This is a genomic window from Actinokineospora auranticolor (genome assembly GCF_041897805.1).
Taxonomy (GTDB): domain Bacteria; phylum Actinomycetota; class Actinomycetes; order Mycobacteriales; family Pseudonocardiaceae; genus Actinokineospora; species Actinokineospora auranticolor.
Genome location: NZ_CP154825.1, coordinates 688,274 through 712,630 on the forward strand (window position 1 = coordinate 688,274; position 24,357 = coordinate 712,630).

Annotated in this window: 22 protein-coding genes and 1 pseudogene; 13 read left to right on the forward strand and 10 right to left on the reverse strand. The window is 72.2% G+C overall.

What is annotated here, in order from left to right:
• Nucleotides 1-151 precede the first annotated feature (151 nt).
• Nucleotides 152-1,267, forward strand: a complete 1,116-nt coding sequence (locus V5P93_RS03405) for a dienelactone hydrolase family protein (protein ID WP_104477391.1) — start codon at nucleotides 152-154, stop codon at nucleotides 1,265-1,267.
• Here V5P93_RS03405 and V5P93_RS03410 read toward each other — a convergent pair.
• The gene (locus tag V5P93_RS03410; RefSeq protein ID WP_281261640.1) at nucleotides 1,187-1,828 is read right to left on the reverse strand and encodes a hypothetical protein; all 642 of its coding nucleotides are present in this window, start codon (nucleotides 1,826-1,828) and stop codon (nucleotides 1,187-1,189) included. The genes V5P93_RS03405 and V5P93_RS03410 overlap by 81 nt on opposite strands.
• Nucleotides 1,829-2,006: 178 nt before the next feature.
• Between V5P93_RS03410 and V5P93_RS03415 the strand changes: the two are divergent.
• Together V5P93_RS03415 and V5P93_RS03420 are read left to right on the forward strand one after the other, a co-directional pair.
• A pseudogene (locus V5P93_RS03415) lies at nucleotides 2,007-3,071 on the forward strand (aldo/keto reductase).
• A 50-nt stretch (nucleotides 3,072-3,121) separates the two neighbouring features.
• Nucleotides 3,122-3,607: a hypothetical protein gene (locus V5P93_RS03420; RefSeq protein ID WP_104477389.1), complete on the forward strand. Its 486-nt coding sequence runs from the start codon at nucleotides 3,122-3,124 to the stop codon at nucleotides 3,605-3,607.
• A gap of 90 nt (nucleotides 3,608-3,697) precedes the next feature.
• Here the strand turns inward: V5P93_RS03420 and V5P93_RS03425 are convergent, their stop codons facing one another.
• From V5P93_RS03425 to V5P93_RS03435, 3 genes are all read right to left on the reverse strand, one after another.
• Complete coding sequence (locus V5P93_RS03425) at nucleotides 3,698-4,675, reverse strand: hypothetical protein (protein ID WP_104477386.1); 978 nt, start codon at nucleotides 4,673-4,675, stop codon at nucleotides 3,698-3,700.
• 168 nt (nucleotides 4,676-4,843) lie between these two features.
• The gene (locus tag V5P93_RS03430) at nucleotides 4,844-5,809 is read right to left on the reverse strand and encodes a hypothetical protein (RefSeq protein ID WP_104477384.1); all 966 of its coding nucleotides are present in this window, start codon (nucleotides 5,807-5,809) and stop codon (nucleotides 4,844-4,846) included.
• Between the two features lie 237 nt (nucleotides 5,810-6,046).
• A complete protein-coding gene (locus V5P93_RS03435) occupies nucleotides 6,047-6,589 on the reverse strand; it encodes a TetR/AcrR family transcriptional regulator (RefSeq protein ID WP_181043333.1) in 543 nt (180 codons plus the stop codon).
• Between the two features lie 124 nt (nucleotides 6,590-6,713).
• Between V5P93_RS03435 and V5P93_RS03440 the strand changes: the two genes are divergently transcribed.
• Entirely contained in the window at nucleotides 6,714-7,601 is an 888-nt protein-coding gene (locus V5P93_RS03440) for a TIGR03620 family F420-dependent LLM class oxidoreductase (protein ID WP_104477380.1), read from the forward strand.
• On the opposite strand, the gene V5P93_RS03445 is transcribed toward V5P93_RS03440, so the two are convergent.
• The 3 genes from V5P93_RS03445 to V5P93_RS03455 form a co-directional block, all read right to left on the reverse strand.
• Nucleotides 7,598-8,485: a carbohydrate-binding protein gene (locus V5P93_RS03445; RefSeq protein WP_245931077.1), complete on the reverse strand. Its 888-nt coding sequence runs from the start codon at nucleotides 8,483-8,485 to the stop codon at nucleotides 7,598-7,600. The two genes, V5P93_RS03440 and V5P93_RS03445, sit on opposite strands and share 4 nt — an antisense overlap.
• A 370-nt stretch (nucleotides 8,486-8,855) precedes the next feature.
• Nucleotides 8,856-10,292 (reverse strand): cytosine permease, encoded by a 1,437-nt coding sequence (locus tag V5P93_RS03450; protein WP_104477376.1) that lies wholly within the window; start codon nucleotides 10,290-10,292, stop codon nucleotides 8,856-8,858.
• 70 nt (nucleotides 10,293-10,362) lie between these two features.
• A complete protein-coding gene (locus tag V5P93_RS03455) occupies nucleotides 10,363-11,958 on the reverse strand; it encodes an amidohydrolase (RefSeq protein WP_104477374.1) in 1,596 nt (531 codons plus the stop codon).
• A 192-nt stretch (nucleotides 11,959-12,150) separates the two neighbouring features.
• On the opposite strand from V5P93_RS03455, the gene V5P93_RS03460 reads away from it, so the two are divergent.
• Nucleotides 12,151-13,650 carry a PucR family transcriptional regulator gene (locus tag V5P93_RS03460; RefSeq protein WP_104477372.1) on the forward strand — a complete coding sequence of 500 codons (1,500 nt, stop codon included), beginning with the start codon at nucleotides 12,151-12,153 and terminating at the stop codon, nucleotides 13,648-13,650.
• Between the two features lie 4 nt (nucleotides 13,651-13,654).
• On the opposite strand, the gene V5P93_RS03465 is transcribed toward V5P93_RS03460, so the two are convergent.
• Nucleotides 13,655-14,203, reverse strand: a complete 549-nt coding sequence (locus V5P93_RS03465) for a TrmH family RNA methyltransferase (protein ID WP_104477370.1) — start codon at nucleotides 14,201-14,203, stop codon at nucleotides 13,655-13,657.
• Nucleotides 14,200-14,829, reverse strand: a complete 630-nt coding sequence (locus tag V5P93_RS03470) for a class I SAM-dependent methyltransferase (RefSeq protein WP_104477368.1) — start codon at nucleotides 14,827-14,829, stop codon at nucleotides 14,200-14,202. The genes V5P93_RS03465 and V5P93_RS03470 overlap by 4 nt, the downstream gene beginning before the upstream one ends.
• 192 nt (nucleotides 14,830-15,021) lie before the next feature.
• Between V5P93_RS03470 and V5P93_RS03475 the strand changes: the two genes are divergently transcribed.
• The 7 genes from V5P93_RS03475 (at nucleotide 15,022) to V5P93_RS03505 (ending at nucleotide 22,063) form a co-directional block, all read left to right on the forward strand.
• Nucleotides 15,022-16,305 (forward strand): NAD(P)/FAD-dependent oxidoreductase, encoded by a 1,284-nt coding sequence (locus V5P93_RS03475; protein WP_104477366.1) that lies wholly within the window; start codon nucleotides 15,022-15,024, stop codon nucleotides 16,303-16,305.
• Entirely contained in the window at nucleotides 16,302-17,240 is a 939-nt protein-coding gene (speB, locus tag V5P93_RS03480; RefSeq protein ID WP_104477364.1) for an agmatinase, read from the forward strand. The genes V5P93_RS03475 and speB overlap by 4 nt, the downstream gene beginning before the upstream one ends.
• Complete coding sequence (locus V5P93_RS03485) at nucleotides 17,237-18,649, forward strand: aminobutyraldehyde dehydrogenase (RefSeq protein WP_104477362.1); 1,413 nt, start codon at nucleotides 17,237-17,239, stop codon at nucleotides 18,647-18,649. Before speB ends, V5P93_RS03485 begins: the two co-directional genes overlap by 4 nt.
• A 14-nt stretch (nucleotides 18,650-18,663) precedes the next feature.
• Complete coding sequence (locus V5P93_RS03490) at nucleotides 18,664-20,073, forward strand: aldehyde dehydrogenase family protein (protein ID WP_104477360.1); 1,410 nt, start codon at nucleotides 18,664-18,666, stop codon at nucleotides 20,071-20,073.
• A gap of 11 nt (nucleotides 20,074-20,084) precedes the next feature.
• Nucleotides 20,085-20,984, forward strand: coding sequence for an aminotransferase class III-fold pyridoxal phosphate-dependent enzyme (locus tag V5P93_RS03495; RefSeq protein ID WP_104477358.1), 900 nt, complete (start codon nucleotides 20,085-20,087; stop codon nucleotides 20,982-20,984).
• A 40-nt stretch (nucleotides 20,985-21,024) separates the two neighbouring features.
• Nucleotides 21,025-21,669 carry a heme oxygenase (biliverdin-producing) gene (locus V5P93_RS03500; protein WP_104477356.1) on the forward strand — a complete coding sequence of 215 codons (645 nt, stop codon included), beginning with the start codon at nucleotides 21,025-21,027 and terminating at the stop codon, nucleotides 21,667-21,669.
• A gap of 124 nt (nucleotides 21,670-21,793) precedes the next feature.
• Nucleotides 21,794-22,063 carry an HtaA domain-containing protein gene (locus V5P93_RS03505; protein WP_219823915.1) on the forward strand — a complete coding sequence of 90 codons (270 nt, stop codon included), beginning with the start codon at nucleotides 21,794-21,796 and terminating at the stop codon, nucleotides 22,061-22,063.
• Between the two features lie 400 nt (nucleotides 22,064-22,463).
• Here V5P93_RS03505 and V5P93_RS03510 read toward each other — a convergent pair whose 3' ends face one another.
• Nucleotides 22,464-22,850, reverse strand: coding sequence for a MarR family winged helix-turn-helix transcriptional regulator (locus tag V5P93_RS03510; RefSeq protein WP_104477811.1), 387 nt, complete (start codon nucleotides 22,848-22,850; stop codon nucleotides 22,464-22,466).
• Nucleotides 22,851-22,950: 100 nt separating this feature from the next.
• Between V5P93_RS03510 and V5P93_RS03515 the strand changes: the two genes are divergently transcribed.
• Complete coding sequence (locus V5P93_RS03515; RefSeq protein ID WP_104477354.1) at nucleotides 22,951-24,354, forward strand: MFS transporter; 1,404 nt, start codon at nucleotides 22,951-22,953, stop codon at nucleotides 24,352-24,354.
• Nucleotides 24,355-24,357 lie beyond the last annotated feature (3 nt).

Sequence of the window (24,357 nt, forward strand, 5' to 3'; positions counted from 1 at the left end):
TCCCCCGATTCGAACCCGGTCTCCACCCGCTCGAACCACCGGAGCCCGGCCCGGGCGCTGTCCCGCCGTCGACCAGCGGCGATCACCGGTTCCTCGAGCGGTCGGCCGTAGGTCTAGACCAACGGCCGACCGGGTGGCTACGGTCTGCCGCATGCGGTCGAGGCTGTTTGTCCTGGTTTCGGTGCTGGTAGGCGTGTTGGCGCTGGTCGCGGCACCCTCGGCGGGCGCGGCCGCGGTGGTCCGGCTGCCCGAGCCCACGGGCGGGTACCCGGTCGCCACCACCTCGGTGCACCTGGTGGACCAGTCCCGTGTGGACACCTGGGCGCCCACCCCGCGACCCCGCGAGCTAATGGTCCAGACCTGGTACCCCACCCGCTCCGCCGCGGGCAGGCCTCGGGCGGAGTACGCGCCCACCGAGGTGACCCGCGCGCTGGAGGGTGCCCTCGGCGCGCCCCGGGACTCCCTGCGGTCGATCACGCCGACGGCCGTCCTGGACGCCCCGATCCTGCCCGGCAGGCTGCCGGTCGTGCTGGTCAGCCACGGCTACGGCGGTAGTCGCGCGACTGGGACCGCGCTCGCCGAGGACCTCGCCAGCCACGGCTACCTGGTCGTCGGCGTGGACCACACCTACGAGGCCGCGGCCGTGAAGTTCCCCGACGGCCGCGTGATCACCCACGACCGGCCTGCCGAGGAGACCCCCGAGGACGTCGCCGCCGCGATCACCTACCGGGCCCGCGACCTGTCCTTCGCGCTCACCGCCGTCTCCCGGCGTTGGCAGAACTCCGTCGACCCACGCCGCGTCGCCGCGATCGGCCACTCCGCCGGTGGGGCCACCGCCTTCGAGGCCGCGCGCCTCGACGGCCGGATCCGCGCCGCCGCCGACCTCGACGGGGGACTGTCGGCCCCCGTCACCACCGAGGGCGTCCCGGTCCCCGCGCTCCTGCTGACCGGTGCCTGGCACTTCGACTCGTGGACCCGGTGGCGCGACGCCCAGTCCGGCTGGGGCAGGCACCTCGCCGCGGACACCATGGGCCACTACAGCTTCACCGACGCGCCTTTCTACGTCGCACCCGGTGGACTGGACCAATTGCCCGCCGAGGTCTACGCGGAGCTGTTCGGCACGGTCACCCCGGCGCGCGCGGTGCGGGTGCAGCGGACCTACGTCCGCGCCTTCCTCGACCGCTTCCTACGCGGCACCCCGACCCCGCTGCTGGACTGCCCCACCCGCGGTTTCCCCGAGGTCACCGTCCGCTGGGACGGCCGGTAGCGACCGCGCCGACTCGTCCAAGGCGGACTGCGACGCCGCGTCCGCCGCGGGGTAGACCACCAACCGCAGACCCGGCTTCTGCAACGGGTTCAGCACCTCGTAGTCGACCGCCAGCTGCCCGACCCCCGGGTGCCGCAGCGGTTTGCGCCCGCGCCCGTTGACCCGCACGTCCCGCAGGTCCCACAACCGGGTGAACTCGGGACTGCGGGACAGGTCGCGCACGAGCCCGGCCAGCGCGGCGTCCGCCGGGTGCGCGGCCCACGCGGCGCGCAGGTCGGCCACCGCGATCCGCATGATCCGCTCGCGGTCGAGGTAGAAGTCGCGGAACCGCGGCGTGAGCAGGCACAGCGCCATGACGTTGCGCGGGGCGTCCGGCACGGTGTCGAAGTCGAGCAGCAGCCGGGACATCTCCGGTTTCCACGCGAGCATGTCGAAGGCGTGGTCGAGCAGCATCGCGGGCAGCGGCGACCAGCCACCCGGCAGGGACCGTCCACCAGCCGTTTTGTTGGTTGAACCGGTTGCGGTGGGGTCGTCGCTCCCACGAACTCCGTCTGCCCTCACGTGGGTCCGACAGCGTCCGCGTTGGCTCGCCGAGTCGGGGACGATGCCGGGTGGGGAAGAGGGGGTGGGTGGTGGGAGGGAATGTCACAGCGCTGGCGGTCCCAGGATCAAGGCTCCCTTCACGCGGGTGCTCGAGCCCGGCAGCCTGGTGGCAGTTGACGGAGACAGGAGAGGAACCGTGACAAACTCACTCGACACCTACCGCCTGCTCGGCCGGTCCGGGCTGCGCGTCTCGCCGCTGTCGCTGGGCGCGATGACCTTCGGCGCGGACTGGGGGTGGGGTGCCGACAAGGACGACGCCCAGCACCTGTTCGACACCTACGTCGACCGGGGCGGGAACTTCGTCGACACGGCGAACAACTACACCAACGGCACCTCGGAGTCGCTGGTCGGCTAGTTCGCGGTGGGCAGGCGCGACCGGCTCGTGCTCGCCACCAAGTACACCCTCAGCAGCCAGGCCGACGACCCGAACTCCGGCGGCAACCACCGCAAGAGCATGGTCCGCTCGGTCGAGCGCAGCCTCGACCGGCTCAAGACCGACTACCTGGACCTGCTCTACCTGCACGCGTGGGACGCCACTACGCCGGTCGAGGAGATCCTGCGCGCGATGGACGACCTGGTCCGCGCGGGCAAGGTCCTCTACCTCGGCATCTCCGACACCCCGGCCTGGCAGGTCTCGCGCATGCAGGCCGTCGCCGACCTGCGCGGGTGGTCCCCGCTGATCGCGCTGCAGATCGAGTACAGCCTGCTGGAGCGCACCGTCGAGCGCGACCTCATCCCGATGGCGGGGGAGATGGGGCTCGGCGTGGTGCCGTGGTCGCCGCTGGGCAGTGGGGTGCTGACCGGGAAGTACTCCCACGCCGACCTGGCGCCCACCGGCGCCCCGGTGTCGGCCGAGGGGACGCGCCGGGACATCGCGCTGGGGAACGGGGCGTTGACCGAGCGGTCGCTCGGCATCGCCGACGCGGTCAAGGAGGTCGCCGCGGAGATCGGCACCACGCCGTCGCGGGTCGCGCTGGCCTGGACGCTGCTCAACCCCGGTGTGACCTCGACGATCACCGGGGCGCGGACCGCGGCGCAGCTGGCGGACAACCTCGGCGCGCTCGACGTCGAGCTGGCCGACGCGCACGTGGCCCGGCTGGCGGCGGTCAGCGAGGTGCCGCTGGGCTTCCCGCACGCCTTCCTCCAGCTCCCGCTGACCCGGCACGTGGTGTTCGGCGACGTGCGGCTCGCGAGTCGGTAATCCCGGCTAGGGTGCCGCCAGACTTCAGATCGTTTCCGAGGAGGCGGCGCGTGCGCGGTGTGGTCGTGGTTCTGCTGGCCGCAGTGGCGGTCTCGGTGGCCGGGTGCTCGGCGCAGGTGACGGGCCTGGCGGTCACGGCCACGGCGGTGGCGGGGGAGGTCTCGACGCGGACGACGGCGCCGCGGTCGCCGTCCGAAGATCCGTCCGACACCGCGGAACCGACCACCAGCGAGTCGCCGAGCAGTGAGCCGACCGCCATCGGGTCGACGCCGGCGTTCCCCCGGCCGTCCGCGGACCGGTCCCCACCGTCCGACCACGGGGTCACGATCACGTTCGCCAACCTCAGGTCCGATCGGGTCGTCATCTACTGGGTCGACTTCGACGGTCGCGAAGTGCTCTACAACGCCCTCAACCCCGGTGAGAGCTACAAGCAGCCCACCTTCACCGGACACATCTGGATCGTGCGCGACTCCGTCTACGCGGAACTCGGTAGATTCGCCGCTCCCGGTACCGATGGCGAATACACCATTGACTGAGTCGGAATCGACCGGCGGTGTCGTCGAATTGTTGCGGACGGGTTCGGCGTCGATAGTCCGCTGTGGACCTGTCGATTCCGGACCGGTTGTTCAGGCGCTCAGGTTGGCGTACCGCCACCGCAGGCCGTAGGCGAGTCCCGAGGTGAGGTTGTCGAACCGGGCGTGCACCTCGCGCACCGCGTCGACGGTGGTCGCCTCGGCGTCCTCGGTGTCGGTCGAGTCGAGGTCGCGCGCGCCGCGCACCAGGCTGACCGCGGTCGGCACCGGGGCCTGGGGGAAGCGCACGCGCAGGTCGAAGGAGTCGCAGCGCTGCTCGGGTAAGTACATGTAGTGCGGTGGGGGCGCGGCCCGCGGCATGTCCACGACCAGGCCGTACTCGTGCCGCTGGCCCGCCGTCAGCGGCGTGGGCAGCCGCAGTTCCAGCAGGCAGCCGCCGTCCGCGCGCGGCACGGTGTCGAGCAGCTCCGCGCCGAAGTACGAGCGCACGGGCGCCGTCGAACCGGGGTCGACCGACCGGGGGCTGACCGGCACCACGATCCGGTCACCGAGGTCGCGCTCGGCCACGATCGTGCGGCGCTCGATGCACTCCGGCGCGCCCGCGTCCAGGCGCACCACCGCTTCCAGCCGTTCGACGCGCCACGGCCCGGTCCCGGGTCGCGGCGCGGCCGGACCGGTGGGCTGGGCGAGGTCCGGTGCCTGGTGCAGCGCCGCGTGTTCGGCGAGCAGGTCCAGCGCCTCGTCGATGCGCCGCCGCACGGTGCGCACATCCCGGTCGAACCGGTCGGCCAGCGCCCGCATCCGGTCGTTGAGGAACTTGGCCGAGGAGCCGGGATCCAGCGCGAGCGCGGTGCCCACGGCGATCCGCAGGTCGTGCGGCAGCGCGGCACCCAGGTGGGCGATCCGGGCGCCGAGCTTCTCCCGGATCGCGGCGTGGGAGTCGTGCGGGGTGATCGCGCACAGCGCGCGCAGCGCGGGACCCACCTCGTCGCCGATGCGCGGTCCCTGCACACCGCGGCCCCGGCGCAGCCTGCGCAGTTCGGCGGCGAACTCGGTCGAGGAGAACGGCACGGCCCCTCCGTTTCAGGTGGATTCCCCGCGGTTTCCCGGCGAGGTACCCAGAGGATCGAACGCGTCCCGGGCGGTGTTACGAACAGTCATGTCCACAACCGACGCTCACTCGAACGGATTAATGCGTGGGCAATTTCGCGCGAAGTGGACCGGTCCTTCCACTTTCCGTTATGCGATGTTTCGCGTGTCGGTCCAGCGCAGGCCGTAGCCGTAGCCCGGCTTCAGGTCGGTGAAGCCGATCCTGGCCTCGTGGATGGTGTCCACCGGCGTCCGCTGCCCGACGAAGCCGGGCTCGTCGATGTCGCGGTGGAAGGCCTCGTGGATGACCTCGACGGCCCCGGGGTCGTCGTCGGCGGGAAAGCGCACCCGCAGGTCGAAGCGCTCGCAGTGGCGCTCGGGGAAGAACAGGTAGTACGGCCGCATCCGCTGCCCGACCGGGATCCGGTTGACCAGCCCGTACTCGTGCTCCTGGCCGACGGCCAGGGCCGGGATGCGCATGTCCACGGTGAACCGCTTGCCGCGCACCTGCTTGCCGACGACCTCGGCGCCGAAGTGGACACGGGTGAGAAGACCGACCGGTCGCTCGGTGTCGCCCGGGTCGCGGGCGGGCGGGATGGTGATCGAGTACCGGATGTGGTCGAGCCCCTCGCGCAGGGCCACGATCGTGCGGCGCTCGAAGCACTCGGGGGTCTGCAGGTCCAGGCGTAAGACGGCTTCCAGCCTGCGGGCCGACCAGTCGGTGCCCTCGACGGCGGTCACCACCGAGTTGGCGGCCAGCTCGGCCAGCAGCGAGATGCCCTCGTCGATCCGCCGCCGGATGGTCCGGGTGTCGCGGTTGTACCGCTTGGCCAGCACGGCGGTGCGCTCGGAGAGGAAGGGCGCGTGCCGCTCGCCCGGCGCGGGCAGCGCGAGCGCGGTCCGCACGATCTCGCGCAGGTCGTCGGGCAGCCGTGCGGTCAGCTCGACCAGAGTGGACTTCACCCTCTCCCGCACGGCAGCCGCACCGTCGGTCACGCCCACCCCGCACAGCACCCGCAGCGCGGGCCCCACCACCTCGACGATCCGCCCGTCGACGCCCCGCCCCTTGCGCAGCAGCCGCAGCTCGGCGGCGAACTCACTGGAGGAAAACGGCATTCGGCCCTCCGTCATGCCCACTCGTCGGCCCCGGCCCCACCCGGACCCGCACCCCGGTCAGGGCCATCGATCGTACGACGTACCAGCTCAGCGCACCCGCGCAGCGTCGACCGATACCGTGGGCTACTTCTCCCCGGATCATCCAATCCCCAGGCCACGACCGGGAATCGGGAGTTATCCACAGGGTTGTCGCCGGTGGTCGGCTCCGGTGGGTAGTGGCCCGCGGGCCACACCGGACTAGCGGTCGACCCCCTCGAAGATCAACGACAGCAGGCGGTCGGCGGTGTCGGGCGGCGTCACGGCCTCGTTGACCCACGCCACGGCCATCGCCAACCGCACCACCTCGGTCGCGGTCAGGTCGGCCCGGACCTCCCCCTGGGCGCGCGCCCGCTCGACCAGGTCCGCGGTCGCCGCTTCCACGGCGTGGCACCGGCCGCCGAGCGGGCCGTCGGGCCCGGCGTGCGCGATGGCGTCGACCAGACCCCGGTAGCGGCTGATGTGCCGGACCAGCTCGACCACCCACCGCCGCAGCGCGCGGGGTTCGGCGCGCAGGTCGGCGGCGAGCGCGGCGAGGTTGTCGAGGCTGTCGCCGACCACTTCGGCGATGAGCGCGTCCTTGTCGGCGAAGTGCCGCCAGAGCGTGCCGGGGCCGACGCCCGCCCGCCGCGCCACGTCGTTCATCGCGGTGGCGTCGGCGCCGACCTCGTCGAACAGCTCGGCCGCGGCGGCCACCAGCCGAGCCCGGTTGCGCCGCGCGTCCGTGCGCCGCGGTGTGGACACCGGGAACCACCTCCTTGCCGAAGCGGAGTGATACTCCGTATTATCCGGAGTATCACTCCGGATCGTATCGCGAGATCGCGCCGCCTCGGTGGAGCCGAGGCCGTCAACACTGGGGAGTTGCCGCATGCTGCCGTCGCTGGGTCGGGTGGGTGTATGGGTCGCGGGGATTGATCTGCGGCCCGTGTCGGAATCGGCCGCTGCGGCGGCGGAGTTGGAAGGGCTGGGGTTCTCCGCGCTGTGGCTCAGCGAGGGTTTGTTGCGCGACCCGTTCCTGGAGTCGGCGAACCTGCTGCGGGCCACCGAGTCGCTGGTTGTGGGCACGGGGATCGCGGTGATCTGGGGGCGGCACCCGCGGCTGGTCCGCAACCAGGTGCGGTCGCTGACCGAGAGCCACCCGGACCGGTTCGTCCTGGGGCTGGGGAGTTCGCACGCGCGGGTCGTCGAGGGGGCGCTGGGGCTGCGGTACTCCCGGCCGCTGACGGCCCTGCGCGAGCACCTCGACGGCCTTGACGAGCCGGACCCGATCCTGCCGCTGGTCGGCCTGCCCGAGACGCGGCCGCGGGCGCCGCGCGTGCTCGCGGCGTTGGGGCCCAAGGCGCTGGCGTTGGCGCGGGACCGGGCGGACGGCGCGATCACGTACTTCGTCACGCCGGAGCACACGGCTCAAGCGCGGGAGATCCTGGGGCCGGACCGGCGGCTGGTCGTCGAACAGGCCGTGGTCGTGGGGGTTCCGGACGCGGCCGAGCGCGCGCGGACGCACGTCGGCACCTACCTCGCCACGGCCCCGTACCACGATTCCCTGCGGCGCCTGGGTTTCACCGACGCGGATCTCGCCGACGGCGGCAGCGCGCGCCTGGTCGACGCCATCGTCGCGACGTCCGGGTCGGCGGTGGCGGACCGGGTCGACGCCCACCTCCGGGCGGGCGCCGACCAGGTCTGCCTCCAAGCCCTACCGGCTGACCCGAGGACGTTGCCCTTGGACCAGTGGCGCGAGCTGGCCGAGCTGCGCTAGATCGTCACGCGCCAGTTGCTGTTGGCCGCGGGCACCTGGGACGTCAGCGTCGGGCAGTCGAAGTCGGCCGGTCGCGGTGTCGCGGCGGGCCGCATCGGCGAGTTGGCGGCCGTGGCGGCCGACCACTGCCCGCCGATCCGCAGCTTGATCGAGCTGGACTCGAAGACCTGCCCCTTGGCGTCGGTGCAGTAGTAGGCGCGGCCCGTGGAGTTGTTGTGGGTCGCGTAGATCTCGAAGATGTCCCAGCCCTCGTTGAGCTTGCTCTGGTCGGTCCCGCTCTGCGTGAACAGGTTGTCCCACGCGTTCGTCTTGACGTTGAACAGTTGTGCGGTCCACGTGTTGTTGGCGGCGTTGGTGCGGATCTCCTGCACCGTGTACGCGGGCCGCCCGTTGACGGTGGTGGTGTAGTTGGTCAGGAACGCGCTGTTGATCTGCGTGACCTTCGCCGGTCCGACCTTCCCGCACCAGTCCCACGCCCACACCTGGGCGCCCTGCCCGAGCCCGTAGGCGGTGACCACCTCGATGCAGGAATGCCCGGTCGGCTTCATCGTCGGCGCGTAGACCACATCGGCGGAATTGGAGAGCCGCAGCGAAGGAATAACGCTCTGCGTCGCCACGAAACCGTCGGCGTTGGAACCGAGCTGCGGTTCCGGACCCCAGAACATGTGCTTCTGCGCCGCCGCCTGGGCCGTGGCGGCTGCGGCGGACCGGTCCGCCTGGGCCCGCCGGACCTGGCGGAAGCGATCCGCCGACGGTCCGGCGGCCACCGTCGCCGCCTCGCCGGTCAGCCCGGGAACCTCGCCGGCGGGAGTGCCGGGCGCGGCGTCCGCCGCCCCGGACGCACCCGCGATCACCGCGGCCACCAGGCCCGCGGCACAAGCCATTACCGAAAATCTGCGCACCATGCCATTTCCTCGCGCTCGCAGGGAAAGTCGGTGGAGGCCGGGACAAGCACTCCGCCGTGCGCTAACTTTAGGTCGGCAATTCCGCGGTCGGGCAGTCCTTGCCATTCACACTAGGCATATCGCCCCAGCTCAAGCCGGTAATAGCACTTTCTTCGACGGTCGAGTTATACGGCAAAAGCGGCCGCAACCAGACATTACGACCGCGGCCCCCGGAGCCCGTCGAGCAGCGGGCACGTCAGGGTCTCGACGACCTCGTCGACGGGGGTCGCCTGCGGGGCGCAGGCGGGTTGGACAGCACGGCGGCGCGGATCTGGTCGTCGGTGCCGACGGCAGCTGGTCCGCAGGCCCGCTACCCGAGTGCCCTGATCCGGGGCCGCATCGCGGCGGTGTAGACGGCGGCGGAGACGATCAGCCCTACCGGCAGCGACAGGTCGATCCCGCCGATCGCCGCCGCCAGGAAACCGGTGTGCAGGCCGGGAATGGCGACGCACGAGAAGGCGCACGCGATTCCCGTGACGAGCGCGCCGACGCCCGCCCAGTTGACGCCGCCGGTGTACCAGAACGGGCCGCCGTGCGATTCGTCGCTCAGGGCGTGGCCGTCGTAGCGGTTGCGGCGCAGCAGCACGTCGCTGGCGTAGATCGCCATCATGGGGGACAGCACCGCCACCATGAGCTGCAACATGGTGCTCACGGCCTCGAGGAAGTTCGAGACCAGCAGCGCGTACATCGTCATCAGCACCCCGATGGTGCCGTCCAGCAGCACGCTGCGCGAGCGGCGGATCCGCAGCCCGATCGCCTGGATCGCCAGGCCCGCGCTGTAGATGGTCATCGCGTTGTTCGCGATGGCGCCCAGGACCACCGCGATCAGGAAGACGGGGGTGAACCAGCCGGGGAGCACCTGGGCCAGCGCGGTCTGCGGGTCGCTCATGTCCAAAGTGGTCGCCGCCAGCGCGCCGAGCGCGGTGAACAGCGTGCTCGGGAGGTACGCGCCCAGGGCGGTCCACCCGGCGACCGACGAGCCCTTGGCGGACCGGGGGAGGTAACGGGCGAAGTCGGCACTGTTGTTGTAGGACAGGGCAGTGGAGGCGACCAGGGCCAGACCGCCCGCGAGCGCCGCCCACAGCTCGGTCCCGGCTGGCGCCACCGGCGGGTGGTACGACCAGTCGGTGTGACCGAAGACGAACACGGCCAGCACGGCGAACACCACGGTCAGCACCAGGGTCAGGCGCGGGTACAGCCGCACGATCATCGCGTGCCCGTAGACGCTGATCACCAGGGTCGCCGCCGCGATGCCGACGATGACGACCGCCTTCCCGGCGGTGTTCAACTCGATGCCGTAGCGGGCGAACAGGCTGAAGGTCGTCACCGAGGCGGCGGACCAGTTAAGCGCCGCGTAGCAGACCGAGATGAACCACCCGTTCACCCCGATGACGACCCGGTTCGCCCGGGTCCCGTAGACCGCCCGCGTGATCACCTCGCTGGGCGCGCCCGCCGCGGGCCCGCTCATCGCGAGCACACCGACCAGCACCCAGCACAGGTTGCCGACCACGATCACCAGCAGCGCCTGCCACAGCTGCAGGCCCATCACCACCAGCGCCCCGCCCACCACCAGGGCCAGGTAGTTCACGTTCGGCGCGGCCCACACGCCGACGAGGTCGCGCGCGCGGCCGTGCCGCTCGTCGTCGCCGATCACGTCGATGCCGTGGGCCTCGACGCGCCCCGCCCGGCCGGACCCGGCCGGTGCCCGGGGCGCGTCGGCGGGCGGGGACGCGGGAGTCGATGTCATGCCAAACCTCCGGAGTGCCGCACTCCCCGACGAGTGGACGTGGGTGGGGCGGGAAGTGCCCGCCTGCGAACTAGCGAGCGGAGCGGTGCGCGACCTGACCGTCCACAATGGTCATCGCCACCGGGAGGTCGGCCAGTTCTCCGCCGGGGCAGGCGAGGGGATCGCCGCCGAAGACGGTCAGGTCGGCGCGGAAGCCCTCTTGGACCCGCCCGGCCACCTGTTCCTCGCCGACGCCGTAAGCGGCCCAGGTCGTGTATCCGGCCAGGCTCTGCCGCGCGGACAACGCCTGGTCCAAGCCGACCGGCGCGCGGTCGTGCTCAGCCGCGGGCCGCCGCAGTCGCGCGCCCGCCATGACGACGCGCGGGTCGTAGTGCGCGACCGGCCAGTCCGAGCCGAGCGCGATCCGGCCGCCCGCTCGCACGATGTCCGCGCACCGCCAGCCGTGCGCGCAGCGCGGGGAACCGAGCCGCCGCGACCAGTTGTCGGTGTGGTCGGGCAGGGTCCAGTCCATGTGCGTCGGCTGCATCGAGGCCACGACGTCCAGTTCGGCGAACCGGGAGACGTCCTCGTCGGCCAGCAGTTCGATGTGCTCGACCCGGTGCCGACCGGACTTCGGGCGCCCCACGGCCTGGTAGGTGTCCAGCACGGTGGAGACCGCGCGGTCGCCGATCGCGTGCGTGAGGCACGGCAGCCCGAGGTCGACCACCCGCCGCACCGCGGCCTCGTACCGCCGCACATCGATCCACATCGGACGGGTCCCGTCGCCCGCGCAGTCCGGGTGCCCCAGCCAGGCCGAGCCGCCGTCGACGGTGCCGTCGAGGAAGAACTTCACCGCCCCGGTCCGCCAGCGGCCACCGGAGCGGCGCTCGCGCACGGAGTCCAAAGTGTCCTCGACGCCGTTCGGGAACATCCACGGCGCCAACCGGATCCGCAGCGGCAGCCCGCCCCGCGCCTCCAACGCGTCCAGCACGCCTTCGGTGCCCGGCCAGCTGTCCGGCACGTGGATCCCGGTGATCCCGCACGCCGCCTGCGCGGCGAACAGCTCCCCGGCCAGCCTGGCGATCTCGTCGGCGGACGGCGGGGGAACCGCCGCGTACCCGTGCAGCACGGCGGTCATCTCGTGCAGCAGGCCGGTCGGCACGCCGTCCTCGTCGACCAGGATTTCCGAGCGGTCGCCGAAATCCACCGGTCCGGTGATGCCCGCGAGACCCAGCGCCCGGGTGCTCAGCACCGCGTTGTGGGAGTCGGCGAACCACAGGAACGCGGGCCTACCACCGACGGCGTCGTCGAGGAACGCGCGGGGGAGGACGTGCGCGGGCAGCGCGCCGTACTCCACGCCGTTGACGACGACCCAGGCGTCCGGCGGCAGCGCGGCGGCGGTGCGGCGCAGGAGCTCGTCGAGTTGGTCCGGGCCGGTGAGCCCGGCGGCGCTGGTGGCCCGGGTGTCGGCGATGCCGTGCATCGGGTGCTGGTGCGAGTCGACCAACCCGGGGGTGACGACCAGGCCCGGGGTGTCGACGACCTCGGTGCGCGGACCGAGGTGCGCCCGCACGTCCCCGACGGCCACGATCACCCCGCCGCGCACGGCGACGGCGTCGGCGGTCGGCCGGTTCGGGTCCATGGTGTGCACGGTCGCGCCGAGGATCACCAGGTCGGCCGCGGTCATCGGGGTGCTCCGTCCGCTCGGGTGGCGGCACTCAAACTAGCCACAGTGGACGGATGACGTCGGTGGTCGATCACCGCGGGACCTCCAACGGGTGAGGCGTGGGTCACGTGGGAGGGGACAGTAGGTGGCCGTCGCCCCGACGGTCGATGGACGCGGGGTTGAACTTCGCCGGGCTGTGTGGACACTGTGTCCATGCCGCTGACCGTGGATGCCCTGCTCGCCCACCGCGACCTCCGCCTGACGCTGGTCGCGGGCGCGGCGGGTCGGGAGCGCGTCGTGACGGCGGCGCACGTCTCGGAGTTGGCGCGGCCCGGCGAGTGGCTGCACGGCGGCGAACTGCTCATGACCGCGGGCGTCGTCCTGCCGGTCGACCCGGATTCGTGCCGCGACTACGTCCAGGACGTCGTGGACGGCGGTGCGGCGGCGCTGGCGTTCGGGGTCGGGCACGGCCAGCCGCACCGGGAGCCGCCCGGCGGGCTGGTCGCCGCGGCGGAGGAAGCGGGGCTGCCGCTGCTGGTCGTGCCGGACGAGGTGCCGTTCATCGCGGTCACCAAGGCCGTCTTCGCCGCGCTCGCCGCCGAGGACCGCCGGGCGCTGGAACACACGATCGAGGTACAGCGGAAGCTCACCGTCGCGGCGACCTCGGGTGCCGGGCCGACCGGGATCCTCAAGGTCTGGCAGGCCGCGACCGGCCGCGCGGCTGTGGTCACCGACCTCCTCGGCCGCGAACTGGCCGCCGTCGGCCCCACCGCGCCCGCGCTGCTCGCCGCCGGTCGGACGGTCCTCGACGAGGTCGCCGCCCGAGGGCTCCTGGGCAGCGCGGCGGTCGAGGTCGACGGCCTCGCGGTCGGTGTGCAGCCGATCGGCGCCAAGCGCTTGCGCGGCCACCTCCTGCTGGCCCGACCCGACCGCCCGAGCACCCTCGACGCCGCCCTGGTCTCCCTGCTGACCCTCGAACTCGAACGCCGCCACCTCGCCGACGAGCCGCGCAGGCGGGCGGGCACCGAGGCCATGACCAGGCTGGCCGCCGGGTTGCCGGAGGACCAGGCGGGTCCCGTGCTCGCCGCCTTCGGCCTGACCGCCCCGAGGATCCGGGGTGTCGCCGTGCTGGCCCGCCCGCGTGAGGCGGACGAGTTGGCCGCCGACCTCGCCCTCGTCCTCCCCGGCGGCCTGGTCCGGTGCGCGGCGGACACCGTCGAGGCGCTGGCGGCGGCGGAAGTCGACCTCACCGCCCTGCTCGACCGCTTCGCCCCGGCCCGCGCGGCGGGCATCGGCGCCGCCGTGCACCCCGGCGCGGTCGCGGTCTCACTCCGGCAGGCCCGCGCCCTGCTCCCCAGCAGCGAACGCCTCGGCCGCCCGGCGGAGGCGGGGGAGCACAGCACGAGTCGACTGCTGCTGTCCCTCGGTCCGCCCGAACTCCTCGCGTCCTTCGCCGACACCGCCCTGGCCCCCATCGACGCCGCCGACCCGAAGGGCCAGCTGCTGCCGACGCTCCGGGCCTGGCTGGACGCCAACGCGGCGTGGGACACCACGGCGCAAACCCTCGGCGTGCACCGGCACACCGTCCGCAACCGGATAGACCGCGTCGAGGCCCTGACCGGCCGCGACCTGACGACCGCCCCGGCCCGCTACGAACTGTGGCTCGCCCTCGAGGCCCGCGACGCCTTGGCCTACGCGCACTCGACGGCGTAGGCGGCTAGTCCGCAGTGGATGGAGCGTCCCCGGCCGCGAAACCCTGGCGGCGCACCTCGTAGCAGCCGACGGCGGCGGCCGAGGCGACGTTGAGCGAGCCGATCTTGCCCAGCTGCGGCACGAACGCGACCACGTCGCAGTCCAGCAGGCAGGCGGCCGACACGCCGCGGTCCTCGTGGCCCAGCACCAGGCACACGTCCCGGGCCAGGTCGACCTCGGGCAGCGGCACGGCCGCGTCGGCCAGTTCCAGCGCCACCACCAGGAAACCGTCGGCGCGGGCCCGCGCCACCGCCTCCGCCGTGGTCTCCAGGCGCTCGGTGCGCAGGAACCGGTCGCTGCCCATGGCGGCCTTCTGCGCGGCGGCGGAGCGGACGTCGACGGCCGAACCCGCCAGGTACAGCGCCTCCGCGCCCATGGCGGCCGCGGTCCGGGCGATCGCGCCGACGTTGAACGGCGACTGCAGGTTCTCCAGCATCAGCGCGAGGCGGAAGTGGTCCTTGCGGCGCCACGTGCGGTGCAGGCGCTTGAGATCGGTCTCACCCAGTTGCTTCATGCCCCACCGCTTTCCGCCGCGACCTCGGGCCGCGGCCGGACCTCCAGGATGCGGAAGCCCTTGGTCGAATTGCGGCGCGTGGTCGGGAACCCCTCGCCGATGAGCCACTTCGCCAGCGAGTCGGCGCCGAGGTTGCGCTGCACGACGAGGAACGCCGCGCCGTCCGGCAGCAGACGGGGCAGCCAGTGCCGCAGCATGTCGTGCAGCACGGACTTGCCGACCCGGATCGGCGGGTTGGAGTAGATCGCCGCGAACCGGACGTCCGCCGGGACCTCGTCGGGGGTGCCGACCTGGACGTTGCCCCGTCCCGCGGCCTCGGCGTTGAGCCGGGTCAGCTCCAGTGCGCGGGTGTTCACGTCCGTGGCCCACACCTCCAGGCGCTTGCGCCGGGTGGCCCAGGTCAGCGCGATCGGCCCGTAGCCGCAGCCCAGGTCGAGGATCGGTCCGCGCACGGGCGGCGGCGGCGCGTGCTCCAGCAGGACCCTGGTCCCGGTGTCGAGGTGGTCCCGGGAGAAGACGCCGACGTCGGTGGTCAGTTCCAGGGACAGGTCGGGCAACGTGAGGGGGATCGACTTGCGGTCGCTGCCGCTGCTCGGCGCCTCGTCGAAATAGTGAGTCCCCAACATCCCGTTCCCAGTTTCCCCACCCGCTCCTCGGGCGTCACCGTCCGTATCGTACCCAGGGGTTTGTGGGCTGGACATCCTGTCCAGTCCCGCCTGTGGAATTGGACATGGCGTCCATCGACCCATCCGTTGCGCCGATCGTACGGTTCCGGCACGGTTCTCGGCGCCGGGCAACCGGCGGAAGGTGAGTGCGTGATGGGAACTCCGGATGTGGATGTCGCGATCATCGGAGCGGGTTTCTCCGGGCTGACCGCCGCCCGCGACCTGGTGGCGGCGGGCCGCTCGGTCCGCGTGCTGGAGGCGCGGGACCGGATCGGCGGCCGCACCTGGTACCGGACCGACCTGTTCCCCGGCTTCGGCCTGGAGATGGGCGGCACCTGGATCGTCCCGGAGCAGGCCCACGTCAGCGCCGAGGTCCGCCGCTACGGCATCCCCGTCACCGACAGCGAACTGCCCGCCCGGATGACGTGGTCTGACCACGGCACGGTCCTCGACACCCTGCTGCCAGTCCCGCCCGACGAACTCGGCGACCTCGAACACGCCGTTCGCGCGCTCATCGCCGCCGGGGCTCGCCTCGACGTCGACCGCCCACTGTCCGAACAGGACCTCGCGGACCTCGACGTCCCCATCCGCGACTGGGCCGGTGCCGCGAACCTCAAGGGCAACGCCCGGGAGCTGCTGATCTCCTGGTTCTGCGGCTGCGGGAACGCCGCCGCCGACACCGGCTCCGCGCTCGACATCCTGCGCTGGCTGGCCGCCATGGACAACTCCGTCTGGGGCATGGTCCAGGCCAGCGTCCTCGGGCAGACCTTCGACAACGGCACCGCCGCCCTCGCGGCCGCCCTCGCACGGGACGTCGACATCCGGCTGGACACCCCCGTGCGGCGAGTCCGGCAAGCCGAGGACCACGTCGTCGTCAACGACGAGTTCACCGCCGCGCGGCTCCTGGTCACCGTGCCCATCGGCGTCCTGCGGCACATCGACTTCCAGCCCGGCCTCGCCCCGGCCAAGCTGGCCATCTCCGCCGAGAACCACGCCGGGCAGGGCCAGAAGGTCTGGGCGCTCGCGCGGAACGTCCCCGAAGACCTCAGCGGTTTCGGCTGGGGCACGGCCTTCGACTACGTCGGCGCCATGCGCACCCTGCCCGAAGGGGTCGTCCTGGTCTGCTTCGCGCCGGAGCACGACCGCGTCGACGCCGACGACCTCGACGCGGTCCAGCGGGCCGTGCGGGAGTTCGCCCCCGACGCCGAGGTCACCCGGGCCGCCACGCACCGGTGGGTCGACGACGAGTGGTCCCGGGGTACGTGGACCACGTTCCGCGCGGGCCAGATCTCCCGCTACGAACGGGACCTCGCCACCCCCGAGGGCCGGGTCCACTTCGCGGGCGCGCACACCGCCCGGCGCTGGCCCGGGTTCATCGACGGCGCCATCGACAGCGGCAAGCGCGCCGCCGCCGAGATCCTGGCGGTGCTCCCGTGACCATCGGTCCCGTCGACGCCACCCGCGTCCCCCGGTACGCCGGGGACGCCACCTTCGCCCGCCTGCCGCGCCTGGCCGACGTCCCCGACGCCGACGCGCTGATCTGGGGCGTCCCGTTCGACACCGGCGTCAGCTACCGGCCCGGCGCCCGCTTCGGACCCGGCCACGTGCGGCAGAGCTCCCGCCTGCTCCGCCCCTACAACCCGGCGCTGGACGCCGAGCCGTTCGCGGTCCGCCAGGTCGCCGACGCGGGTGACGTCGGCGTCAACCCGTTCGACATCGCCGAGGCGGTCGCGACCATCGAGGCCGCCGCCACCGACCTGGCGGGGACCCGGCGCAGGCTCATCACCATCGGCGGGGACCACACGATCGCGTTGCCGCTGCTGCGGGTCCAGCACCGCCGCCACGGGCCGATCGCCGTGCTGCACTTCGACGCGCACCTCGACACCTGGGACACCTACTTCGGCGCCGCCCACACGCACGGCACCCCGTTCCGGCGGGCCAGCGAAGAGGGCCTGGTCGACGAGGAACACTCGGTGCACGTGGGGATCCGCGGGCCGCTGTACTCGCGGCTGGACCTCGACGAGAGCGAACGCCTCGGGTTCACCGCCGTGCACGCCCGCGACTTCGCCCGCGCGTCGATAGACGACATCATCAACCGGGTCCGCGCCCGACTGGCGGACCGACCGGTGTACGTCTCGGTCGACATCGACGTGCTCGACCCGGGTTTCGCGCCGGGCACCGGCACACCGGAGGCGGGCGGGCTCTCCAGCCGGGAGCTGCTGGAAGTGTTGCGCGGCCTGGCCGGGCTCAACGTGGTCGGCGCGGACGTCGTCGAGGTCGCGCCCGCGTACGACCACGCCGAGATCACCGGGATCGCCGCCGCGCACGTGGTCTACGAGCTGTTGAGTGTGCTGCCCCAGGAGGAACGGTGACCGTGCGCAACCTCGTCAACGGAGTCTCGCGGGACACGGACGCCACCGCCGACCTGGTGGATCCGTGCACCGGCGAGGTGTTCGACACCGCACCACTGTCCACATCGGAGGATGTGGATGCCGCATACCGTGCTGCTGTCGCGGCCTTCGACACCTGGCGGGACACCACACCCGCGCAGCGCCAGGAAGCCCTGCTCCGGGTAGCGGACGCACTGGAGAGCCGCGCGGACGAGTTCGTCGAGGCGGAGTGCCGCAACACCGGCAAGCCGCGCGCCACCACCCGCACCGAGGAGGTCTTGGCCTCTGTCGACGCGTTGCGCTTCTACGCGGGCGCCGCGCGGCTGCTGCCGGGCCTCGCCGCCACGGAGTACCTGCCCGGCCACACCTCGTACGTCCGGCGTGAGCCCGTCGGCGTGGTCGGCCAGGTCGCGCCGTGGAACTACCCGCTGCTCATGGCGGCGTGGAAGATCGCCCCCGCGCTCGCCGCGGGCAACACCGTCGTGCTCAAGCCCGCAGACACGACACCGGTGACGGCGGTGCTGCTCGGCGAACTCGCCGCCGAGTTCCTGCCCGCCGGGGTGCTCAACGTGGTGTGCGGTGATCGGGACACCGGTCGCGCGGTCGTCGCGCACCCGGCCGCGGCCATGGTCTCGATCACCGGCTCCACCCGCGCTGGCATCGAGGTCGCCCGCACCGCCGCCGACCGCGTCGCCCGCGCGCACCTCGAACTCGGCGGCAACGCGCCCGTGCTCGTCTTCCCCGACGCGGACCTCGACGCCACTGTGGACGGAGTACTGGCCGCGGGCTACTTCAACGCGGGACAGGACTGCACGGCGGCGTCCCGGATCCTCGTGCACGAGGCGATCCACGAGGAGTTCACGGCACTCCTCGTCGAGCGGGCGAAGAACGTCCACACCGGACCTCCATCCGACAGGACCGCCGACTACGGACCGCTCAACAACGCCGAGCAGTTCGCCCGTGTCCGCTCGATCCTCGACAGCCTGCCCGACCACGCGCGCGTGCTCACCGGGGGAGAGGTCGTCGGCGACCGGGGGTACTTCCTCGCGCCGACGGTGATCTCAGGTGTCCGTCAGGACGATGACCTGGTACAGCAGGAGAACTTCGCGCCGCTGCTGACCGTGCAGACCTTCGCCGACGAGGCCGAGGCGCTGCGCCTGGCCTGCGGGGTCGACCAGGGGCTGGCCGCGAGCGTCTGGACCGCCGACCACGGGCGGGCGCTGCGGTTGTCCGCGCGCCTGGACTTCGGCTGCGTCTGGATCAACACCCACCTGACCCTGGTGTCCGAGATGCCGCACGGCGGTTTCAAGCAGTCCGGCTACGGCAAGGACCTCTCCCACTACGGGCTCGAGGACTACACCCGCGTCAAGCACGTCATGCACAAGCACTGACACCGGAGAACCCCATGACCGTGCCCTACTGGGTCGCGGGCACACCGGCGACCGGTCCCACGCTCCTGGACGTGCGCGACCCCGTCGACGGCCGCCTCGTGGCCACCACCAGCCTCGCCACCCCGTCGGACGTCGAAGCGGCGATCACCGGCGCGGTCGGCGCGCGGGCCGAAACCGCCGAACTGCCCGCGTTCGCGCGCGCCGCGGCGCTGACCCACGTCAGCACGCGGATCGCCGAGCGCGGCGAGGAGTTGGCGCGGCTGATCACCGCCGAGAACGGCAAGCCGATCCGGTGGGCCCGCGTCGAGGTCGCGCGAGCCGCGTCCACGTTCCGCTGGGCCGCGGAGGAAGCCCGCCGGTGGGCGGGGGACCTGCAACGGCTGGACACGGATCCGGGCAGCGCCGGTCGCGTGGCGCTGGTCCGGCGGGTGCCGCGTGGACCGGTGCTGGGCATCACGCCGTTCAACTTCCCGCTCAACCTGGTGGCGCACAAGGTCGCGCCCGCCATCGCGGTCGGCGCGCCGTTCGTGCTCAAGCCCGCGCCCGCGACCCCGTTGTCCGCCTTGGTGCTGGGCGAGATCCTGGCGGAGACCGACCTGCCCGCTGGCTCGTGGTCGATCCTGCCCACCACCAACGAGGTCGCTGCGGAGCTGGTCGCCGACCCGCGGTTGCCGGTGGTCAGCTTCACCGGGTCCGCGCCGGTCGGTTGGCGGATCCGGGACGCGGTCCCGCGCAAGCACGTCGTTCTGGAACTCGGCGGCAACGCGGCGGCGGTGATCTGCCCCGACCACACCGACCTGGCCCAGGCCGCGACCCGGATCGCCACCTTCGCCATGTACTCGGCGGGGCAGTCGTGCATTGCCGTGCAACGAGTCTTCGTCCCCCGCGCGCACTACGACGAGTTCGTCCGAATCCTGGTGGCGGAGGTCGAGAAGCTGTCGGTGGGGGAGGACGTCGGGCCGCTGATCGACACGGCCGCGGCGGACCGGGTGCAGCGCTGGGTCGCGGGAGCCGTCGACGCGGGTGCGGTGGCGCGGACCGGTAATCGCCGTGACGGCAACACTTTCGCGCCGACCGTGCTCACCGACGTCCCGCACACGGCGGCGGTCTACCGCGAGGAGGCCTTCGGACCCGTCGTCACGGTCGACCCGTTCGACTCCCTGGACGACGCGTTCGCCGCCGTCAACGACTCCCGCTTCGGCCTGCAAACCGGCCTGTTCACCCGCGACCTCGACATCGCTTTCCGCGCCCACGCACGGCTGGAGGTCGGCGCCGTGATCGTCGGCGACGTGCCGTCGTACCGCGCCGACCAGATGCCCTACGGCGGTGTGAAGGACTCCGGCACCGGCCGGGAAGGCGTGCGCTCCGCCATGCACGACCTCACCGACGACCGCGTCCTCGTGCTCACCGGCGTCCCGCTCTAGAGAGGCCGGCCATGACGTCCCTTGTGGACCGCCGCGCCGCCGCGGTCGCCGCCGGTGTCACCAGCCTGCTGCCCGGCCACTTCGCCACCCACACCGAACCCGGCGCCCTGCGCGACCAGGACGGTACCCGGCTGATCGACCTCGGCTCCGGCATCGGCGTGACCTCGGTCGGCAACGCCGCGCCGGCCGTCGTCGCCGCCGTCCAGCGGCAGGCCGCCGAGTTCACGCACGCCTGCTTCATGGTGAACCCGTACGAGAGCTACGTCGCGGTGTGCGAGCGGCTCAACGAGCTGACGCCGGGCGCGCACGAGAAGCGGTCGGCGCTGTTCAACTCCGGCGCCGGGGCCGTGGAGAACGCCGTCAAGATCGCCCGGCACGCCACCGGACGTTCCGCGGTCGCGGTGTTCGACCACGCCTACCACGGCCGCACGAACCTGACCCTCGCGGCGGGCGGGCTCCCGCTGGCGGGGGTCACCGGTCGCGCCGAGCTCATGGACGCCGTCCACCCCGGCGGCCTCGGCGGCACGTACGGCGGCAACCCCCTGGCCTGCGCCGCCGCCCTGGCCACCGTCGACACCATGCGCGCGGACCACCTGGCCGACGCCGCGAACCGGATCGGCGCCGCGATCCGGTCCCGCCTCGCCCCGCTGCTCGGCCACCCGGCCCTCGCGGAGGTCCGCGGTCGGGGCGCGATGGTCGGTCTGGAGTTCGTCGGCCCCGGTGGTGCCCCGGCTCCCGAGGTCGCCCGCCGGGTCGCCGCCGACTGCCACCGGGCGGGGGTCATCGTCCTGACCTGCGGCACCTACGCCAACGTCATCCGCCTGATCCCACCCCTCGTCATCCCCGCACCCATCCTCGACGAGGGCCTGACCCTGTGGCGAAATTCGCGCTGGTTTCACTCCGATGGGTGACCTAGGTTTAGGTAGGCAACCCTCAGTGGAACGGTGGGCGATGACTGCGGTGGACGAAGGGTTCGCGGCTCGACTGCGGATGGGGACCCGGGACGAGCACGAGCGGGCCGAGCGCTCGGTGTTCGTCGAGGCGCTGCTGGGCGGCGGCCTCGGGCGGGAGGCCTACGCCGGGCTGCTCGCGCAGAGCTACCTCTTCTACGGCGTCCTCGAGGACGCGGGCGAGTCGTGGCGGGGTGATCCCGTCATCGGCGGGTTCGTCATCGACGGGCTGCTGCGCCGGGGCGCGCTGGAGCGGGACCTGGCGTTCCTGCTCGGCCCGCGGTGGCGCGACGGCCTGAGCGCGCTGCCCGCCACGCAGTCCTATGTGGACCGCCTGGAGGAAGCCTGCTTCACCGACCGCGCCGCGTTCGTCGCGCACCACTACACGCGCTACCTCGGCGACCTCTCCGGCGGCCAGGTCATCCGGCGCCGCATGCAGGAGGTCTTCGGCCTCAGCGAGGACGGCGTGCGCTTCTACGTCTTCGACCGGATCGCCAGGCCCAAGCCGTTCCGCGACCACTACCGGTCCCTGCTCGACGGCGCCCCCTGGAGCGACGCCGAACGCGCGGCCCTGGTCGAGGAGGCCAACACCGCCTTCCGGCTCAACCGCGCCGTGTTCGACGAACTGTCCGGGGTCTACTGCTGACTTTTCCCGCCGGGTAGGGGGTTCCGAACGCGGGACCCCTGCTTCGGCGTGCCTGAGATACCACTGTGGACAGTGTGTCGGGCGTCGCCCTTGCCAACCGTCGAACCGTGTATTTAGGTTAGCCTTGGCCACCATCACCCGCCCGTCCGCGACCCCAACCAACGGCGTCCTCACCTGGCAAAACACCCCAGCGACCCTCGCCAGTTCAGAAGCGTTCGCGGGCTTCTACCAAGCAGGCGCCGACCTGGACCCCATAACCCTCGTCCTCGCCGCCCACTGCGCGACCCCGCCGACGACACCGCCCGCTGCCAACCCGGCCGCACCCCCTGCCGTCACCCCAACCCAGAACCTCGTCCCAGAGGCCCGCTTCCGCCCGGCGCAACACAATCCCTAGCGTCCACGGGCGTAGACGCGGAGCACACGTTGTGGGCCGGAGTCGTCCTCTTCCTGGCGGGCCTGGCCCTCCTCCTGGCCACCTATCGCCCCGCCCGCCGCTGATCCCCGTCAACCGCACCGCCCGCCGCCGCCCGGTAGAAACCTCGCAGCCGAACACAGACAACCAATCCCCGACGTCAAGCCAGACGAGCGTGCCCACCTGTGGCGGAATGTGATCAGGTTGCCCACATGTCGGCAATCCATCCACCGTCCGCACTCACCAGCTTTTACCGATCTGGCCTCGGCAGATAGGCTCAAGGCGGGGCCTGCCCCGGGTGGACGGGGCCATCGCGAACCTGGCGCCGGGATTGGGGCCGCCCGAGTGGCGTGCCTGGTCGGGGTGTGGCGCCAGGCTCCGGTCAGGCGTTCTCGGGGACGCCTGACCCGAGGATGGCGAGACGGGTCTGGCTCGCGGCGCGGTACAGCTCGCGGCCCGCGTCCGTCACCCGCACGAAGACACCACGACGGTCTGCCTCGCACAGCGTCCGCTCAACAAACCCGGCCTTCTCGAGCCGGGCCACCGTGCGCGAGAGGGCGCTCTGGCTCAGGTACATCTGACCGGCCAGGTCCTGCATGCGCGTGTCGCACGGCTGGGTCGACTGCGTCAGCAGCCGGTCCAGGGTTTCGAACTCGTTCATGCTCACGCCGTGGGTCTCGTCCAGTGCGCGGTCCAGTGCGCAGGCGAGCTTGTGGTAGCGCTGCGCCAGCGATCGCCACTCGTCGATGAGCTCTGCCTCCGTGGACATGGCGCGCATCCTATCATGCGAGGACATCTAACCCCAACGCATCTTATTTGCTGGAATATTATGTTGCCGCACTAGATGTGGTCGCATGTAGTTTGAGCACGTGACTCTCACCGATCTAGCGCCCGCACCCACGCGGGCCCCCGTCTGGTCCGGCAGGCTCTGGGGTGTCCTGGCCGTGCTGTGCCTGGTGCTGTTCCTCGACGGGATGGACGTCTCCATGGTCGGCGTCGCGCTGCCGTCGATCGGCGCGGAGCTGGGCATGGCCGAGTCGTCGCTGCAATGGCTGGTCAACGGGTACGTGCTCGGCTACGGCGGTCTGCTGCTCCTCGGCGGCCGCACCGCGGACCTGCTCGGCCGCCGCCGCGTCTTCCTCATCGCCCTCGGTGCCTTCGCCGCTGCCTCGCTGGTCGGCGGCCTCGTCGACAACGGCGTCCTGCTCGTCGCGACCCGCTTCATCAAGGGCCTCGCCGCCGCGTTCACCGCGCCGACCGCGATGTCCATCCTCACCACGACGTTCCCCGAGGGCCCGGCCCGCAACCGCGCCCTCTCGATCTTCACCGTGTTCGGGGCCAGCGGGTACTCCTCCGGCCTCATCCTCGGCGGCCTCCTCACCAGCGCGGGGTGGCGCTGGACCTTCCTGACCCCCGTCCCGGTGGCCCTCGCCGCCCTGATCGTCGGCATCCGCCTCATCCCCCGGGACACCGCCCGGGCCGAAGGCGGCCACGACATCTGGGGTGCCATCACCCTGACCGGCGGCATGCTCCTCGCCGTCTACACGGTGGTCACCGCACCCGAACGCGGCTGGCTGCACCCGCTGACCCTGGCGTCGGTCGTGGTCGTCGCCGCCCTGCTGACCGCGTTCTTCGTCATCGAAAACCGCATCCCGCACCCGCTGATCCGCCTGGGGATCCTGCGCATCGGCACGGTAGTCCGCGCCAACCTGAGCGTCGTCGCGCTGATGGGCTCCTACATCAGCTTCCAGTTCGTCATGACCATCTACCTGCAGAACGTCCTCGGCTGGACACCACTGGCCATGGCGCTGGCCCTGCTCCCCGCGGGCATCGTCGTCGTCATCGGCTCGCCCCTGGTCGGGAAGCTGATCGACCGCTACGGCACCGCGCGCCTGATCCTGGCCTCGATGGTCTCCCTCAGCCTGGGCTACCTCTGGTTCCTCGCCACCGCCGGGACCACCCCCAACTACCCGCTCACCATCCTCCCGACCATGCTCCTGCTGGGTGGCGGCTTCGGCTTCGGCTTCAGCGCGATCATGGCCCAGGCCACCGACGGCATCGACGACGCCGAACAGGGCTTGGCCGCGGGTCTGGTCCAGACCTCGGGTCAGGTCGGCTCCGCCCTGGTCCTGGCGGTCGTCACGGCACTGATTGCCAGCCCGTTCACCCCAACCGACCTGAGTTTCTTCCGCCCCGGCCTGAACCTGGTGACCGCCGTCGCCGTGGCGGGCTTCCTGCTCAACTTCGTCCCCCTGATCCGCCGCCGCGCCTGAACC

What these genes read in the sequence shown, in the direction of transcription:
- V5P93_RS03405 (WP_104477391.1), top strand. Translation starts at nt 152, where the DNA reads ATGCGGTCGAGGCTGTTTGTCCTGGTTTCGGTGCTGGTAGGCGTGTTG.
- V5P93_RS03430 (WP_104477384.1), bottom strand. Translation starts at nt 5,809, where the DNA reads ATGCCGTTTTCCTCCAGTGAGTTCGCCGCCGAGCTGCGGCTGCTGCGC.
- V5P93_RS03440 (WP_104477380.1), top strand. Translation starts at nt 6,714, where the DNA reads ATGCTGCCGTCGCTGGGTCGGGTGGGTGTATGGGTCGCGGGGATTGAT.
- V5P93_RS03445 (WP_245931077.1), bottom strand. Translation starts at nt 8,485, where the DNA reads ATGGCTTGTGCCGCGGGCCTGGTGGCCGCGGTGATCGCGGGTGCGTCC.
- V5P93_RS03450 (WP_104477376.1), bottom strand. Translation starts at nt 10,292, where the DNA reads ATGACATCGACTCCCGCGTCCCCGCCCGCCGACGCGCCCCGGGCACCG.
- V5P93_RS03455 (WP_104477374.1), bottom strand. Translation starts at nt 11,958, where the DNA reads ATGACCGCGGCCGACCTGGTGATCCTCGGCGCGACCGTGCACACCATG.
- V5P93_RS03460 (WP_104477372.1), top strand. Translation starts at nt 12,151, where the DNA reads ATGCCGCTGACCGTGGATGCCCTGCTCGCCCACCGCGACCTCCGCCTG.
- V5P93_RS03465 (WP_104477370.1), bottom strand. Translation starts at nt 14,203, where the DNA reads ATGAAGCAACTGGGTGAGACCGATCTCAAGCGCCTGCACCGCACGTGG.
- V5P93_RS03470 (WP_104477368.1), bottom strand. Translation starts at nt 14,829, where the DNA reads ATGTTGGGGACTCACTATTTCGACGAGGCGCCGAGCAGCGGCAGCGAC.
- V5P93_RS03475 (WP_104477366.1), top strand. Translation starts at nt 15,022, where the DNA reads ATGGGAACTCCGGATGTGGATGTCGCGATCATCGGAGCGGGTTTCTCC.
- V5P93_RS03490 (WP_104477360.1), top strand. Translation starts at nt 18,664, where the DNA reads ATGACCGTGCCCTACTGGGTCGCGGGCACACCGGCGACCGGTCCCACG.
- V5P93_RS03495 (WP_104477358.1), top strand. Translation starts at nt 20,085, where the DNA reads ATGACGTCCCTTGTGGACCGCCGCGCCGCCGCGGTCGCCGCCGGTGTC.
- V5P93_RS03500 (WP_104477356.1), top strand. Translation starts at nt 21,025, where the DNA reads ATGACTGCGGTGGACGAAGGGTTCGCGGCTCGACTGCGGATGGGGACC.
- V5P93_RS03510 (WP_104477811.1), bottom strand. Translation starts at nt 22,850, where the DNA reads ATGTCCACGGAGGCAGAGCTCATCGACGAGTGGCGATCGCTGGCGCAG.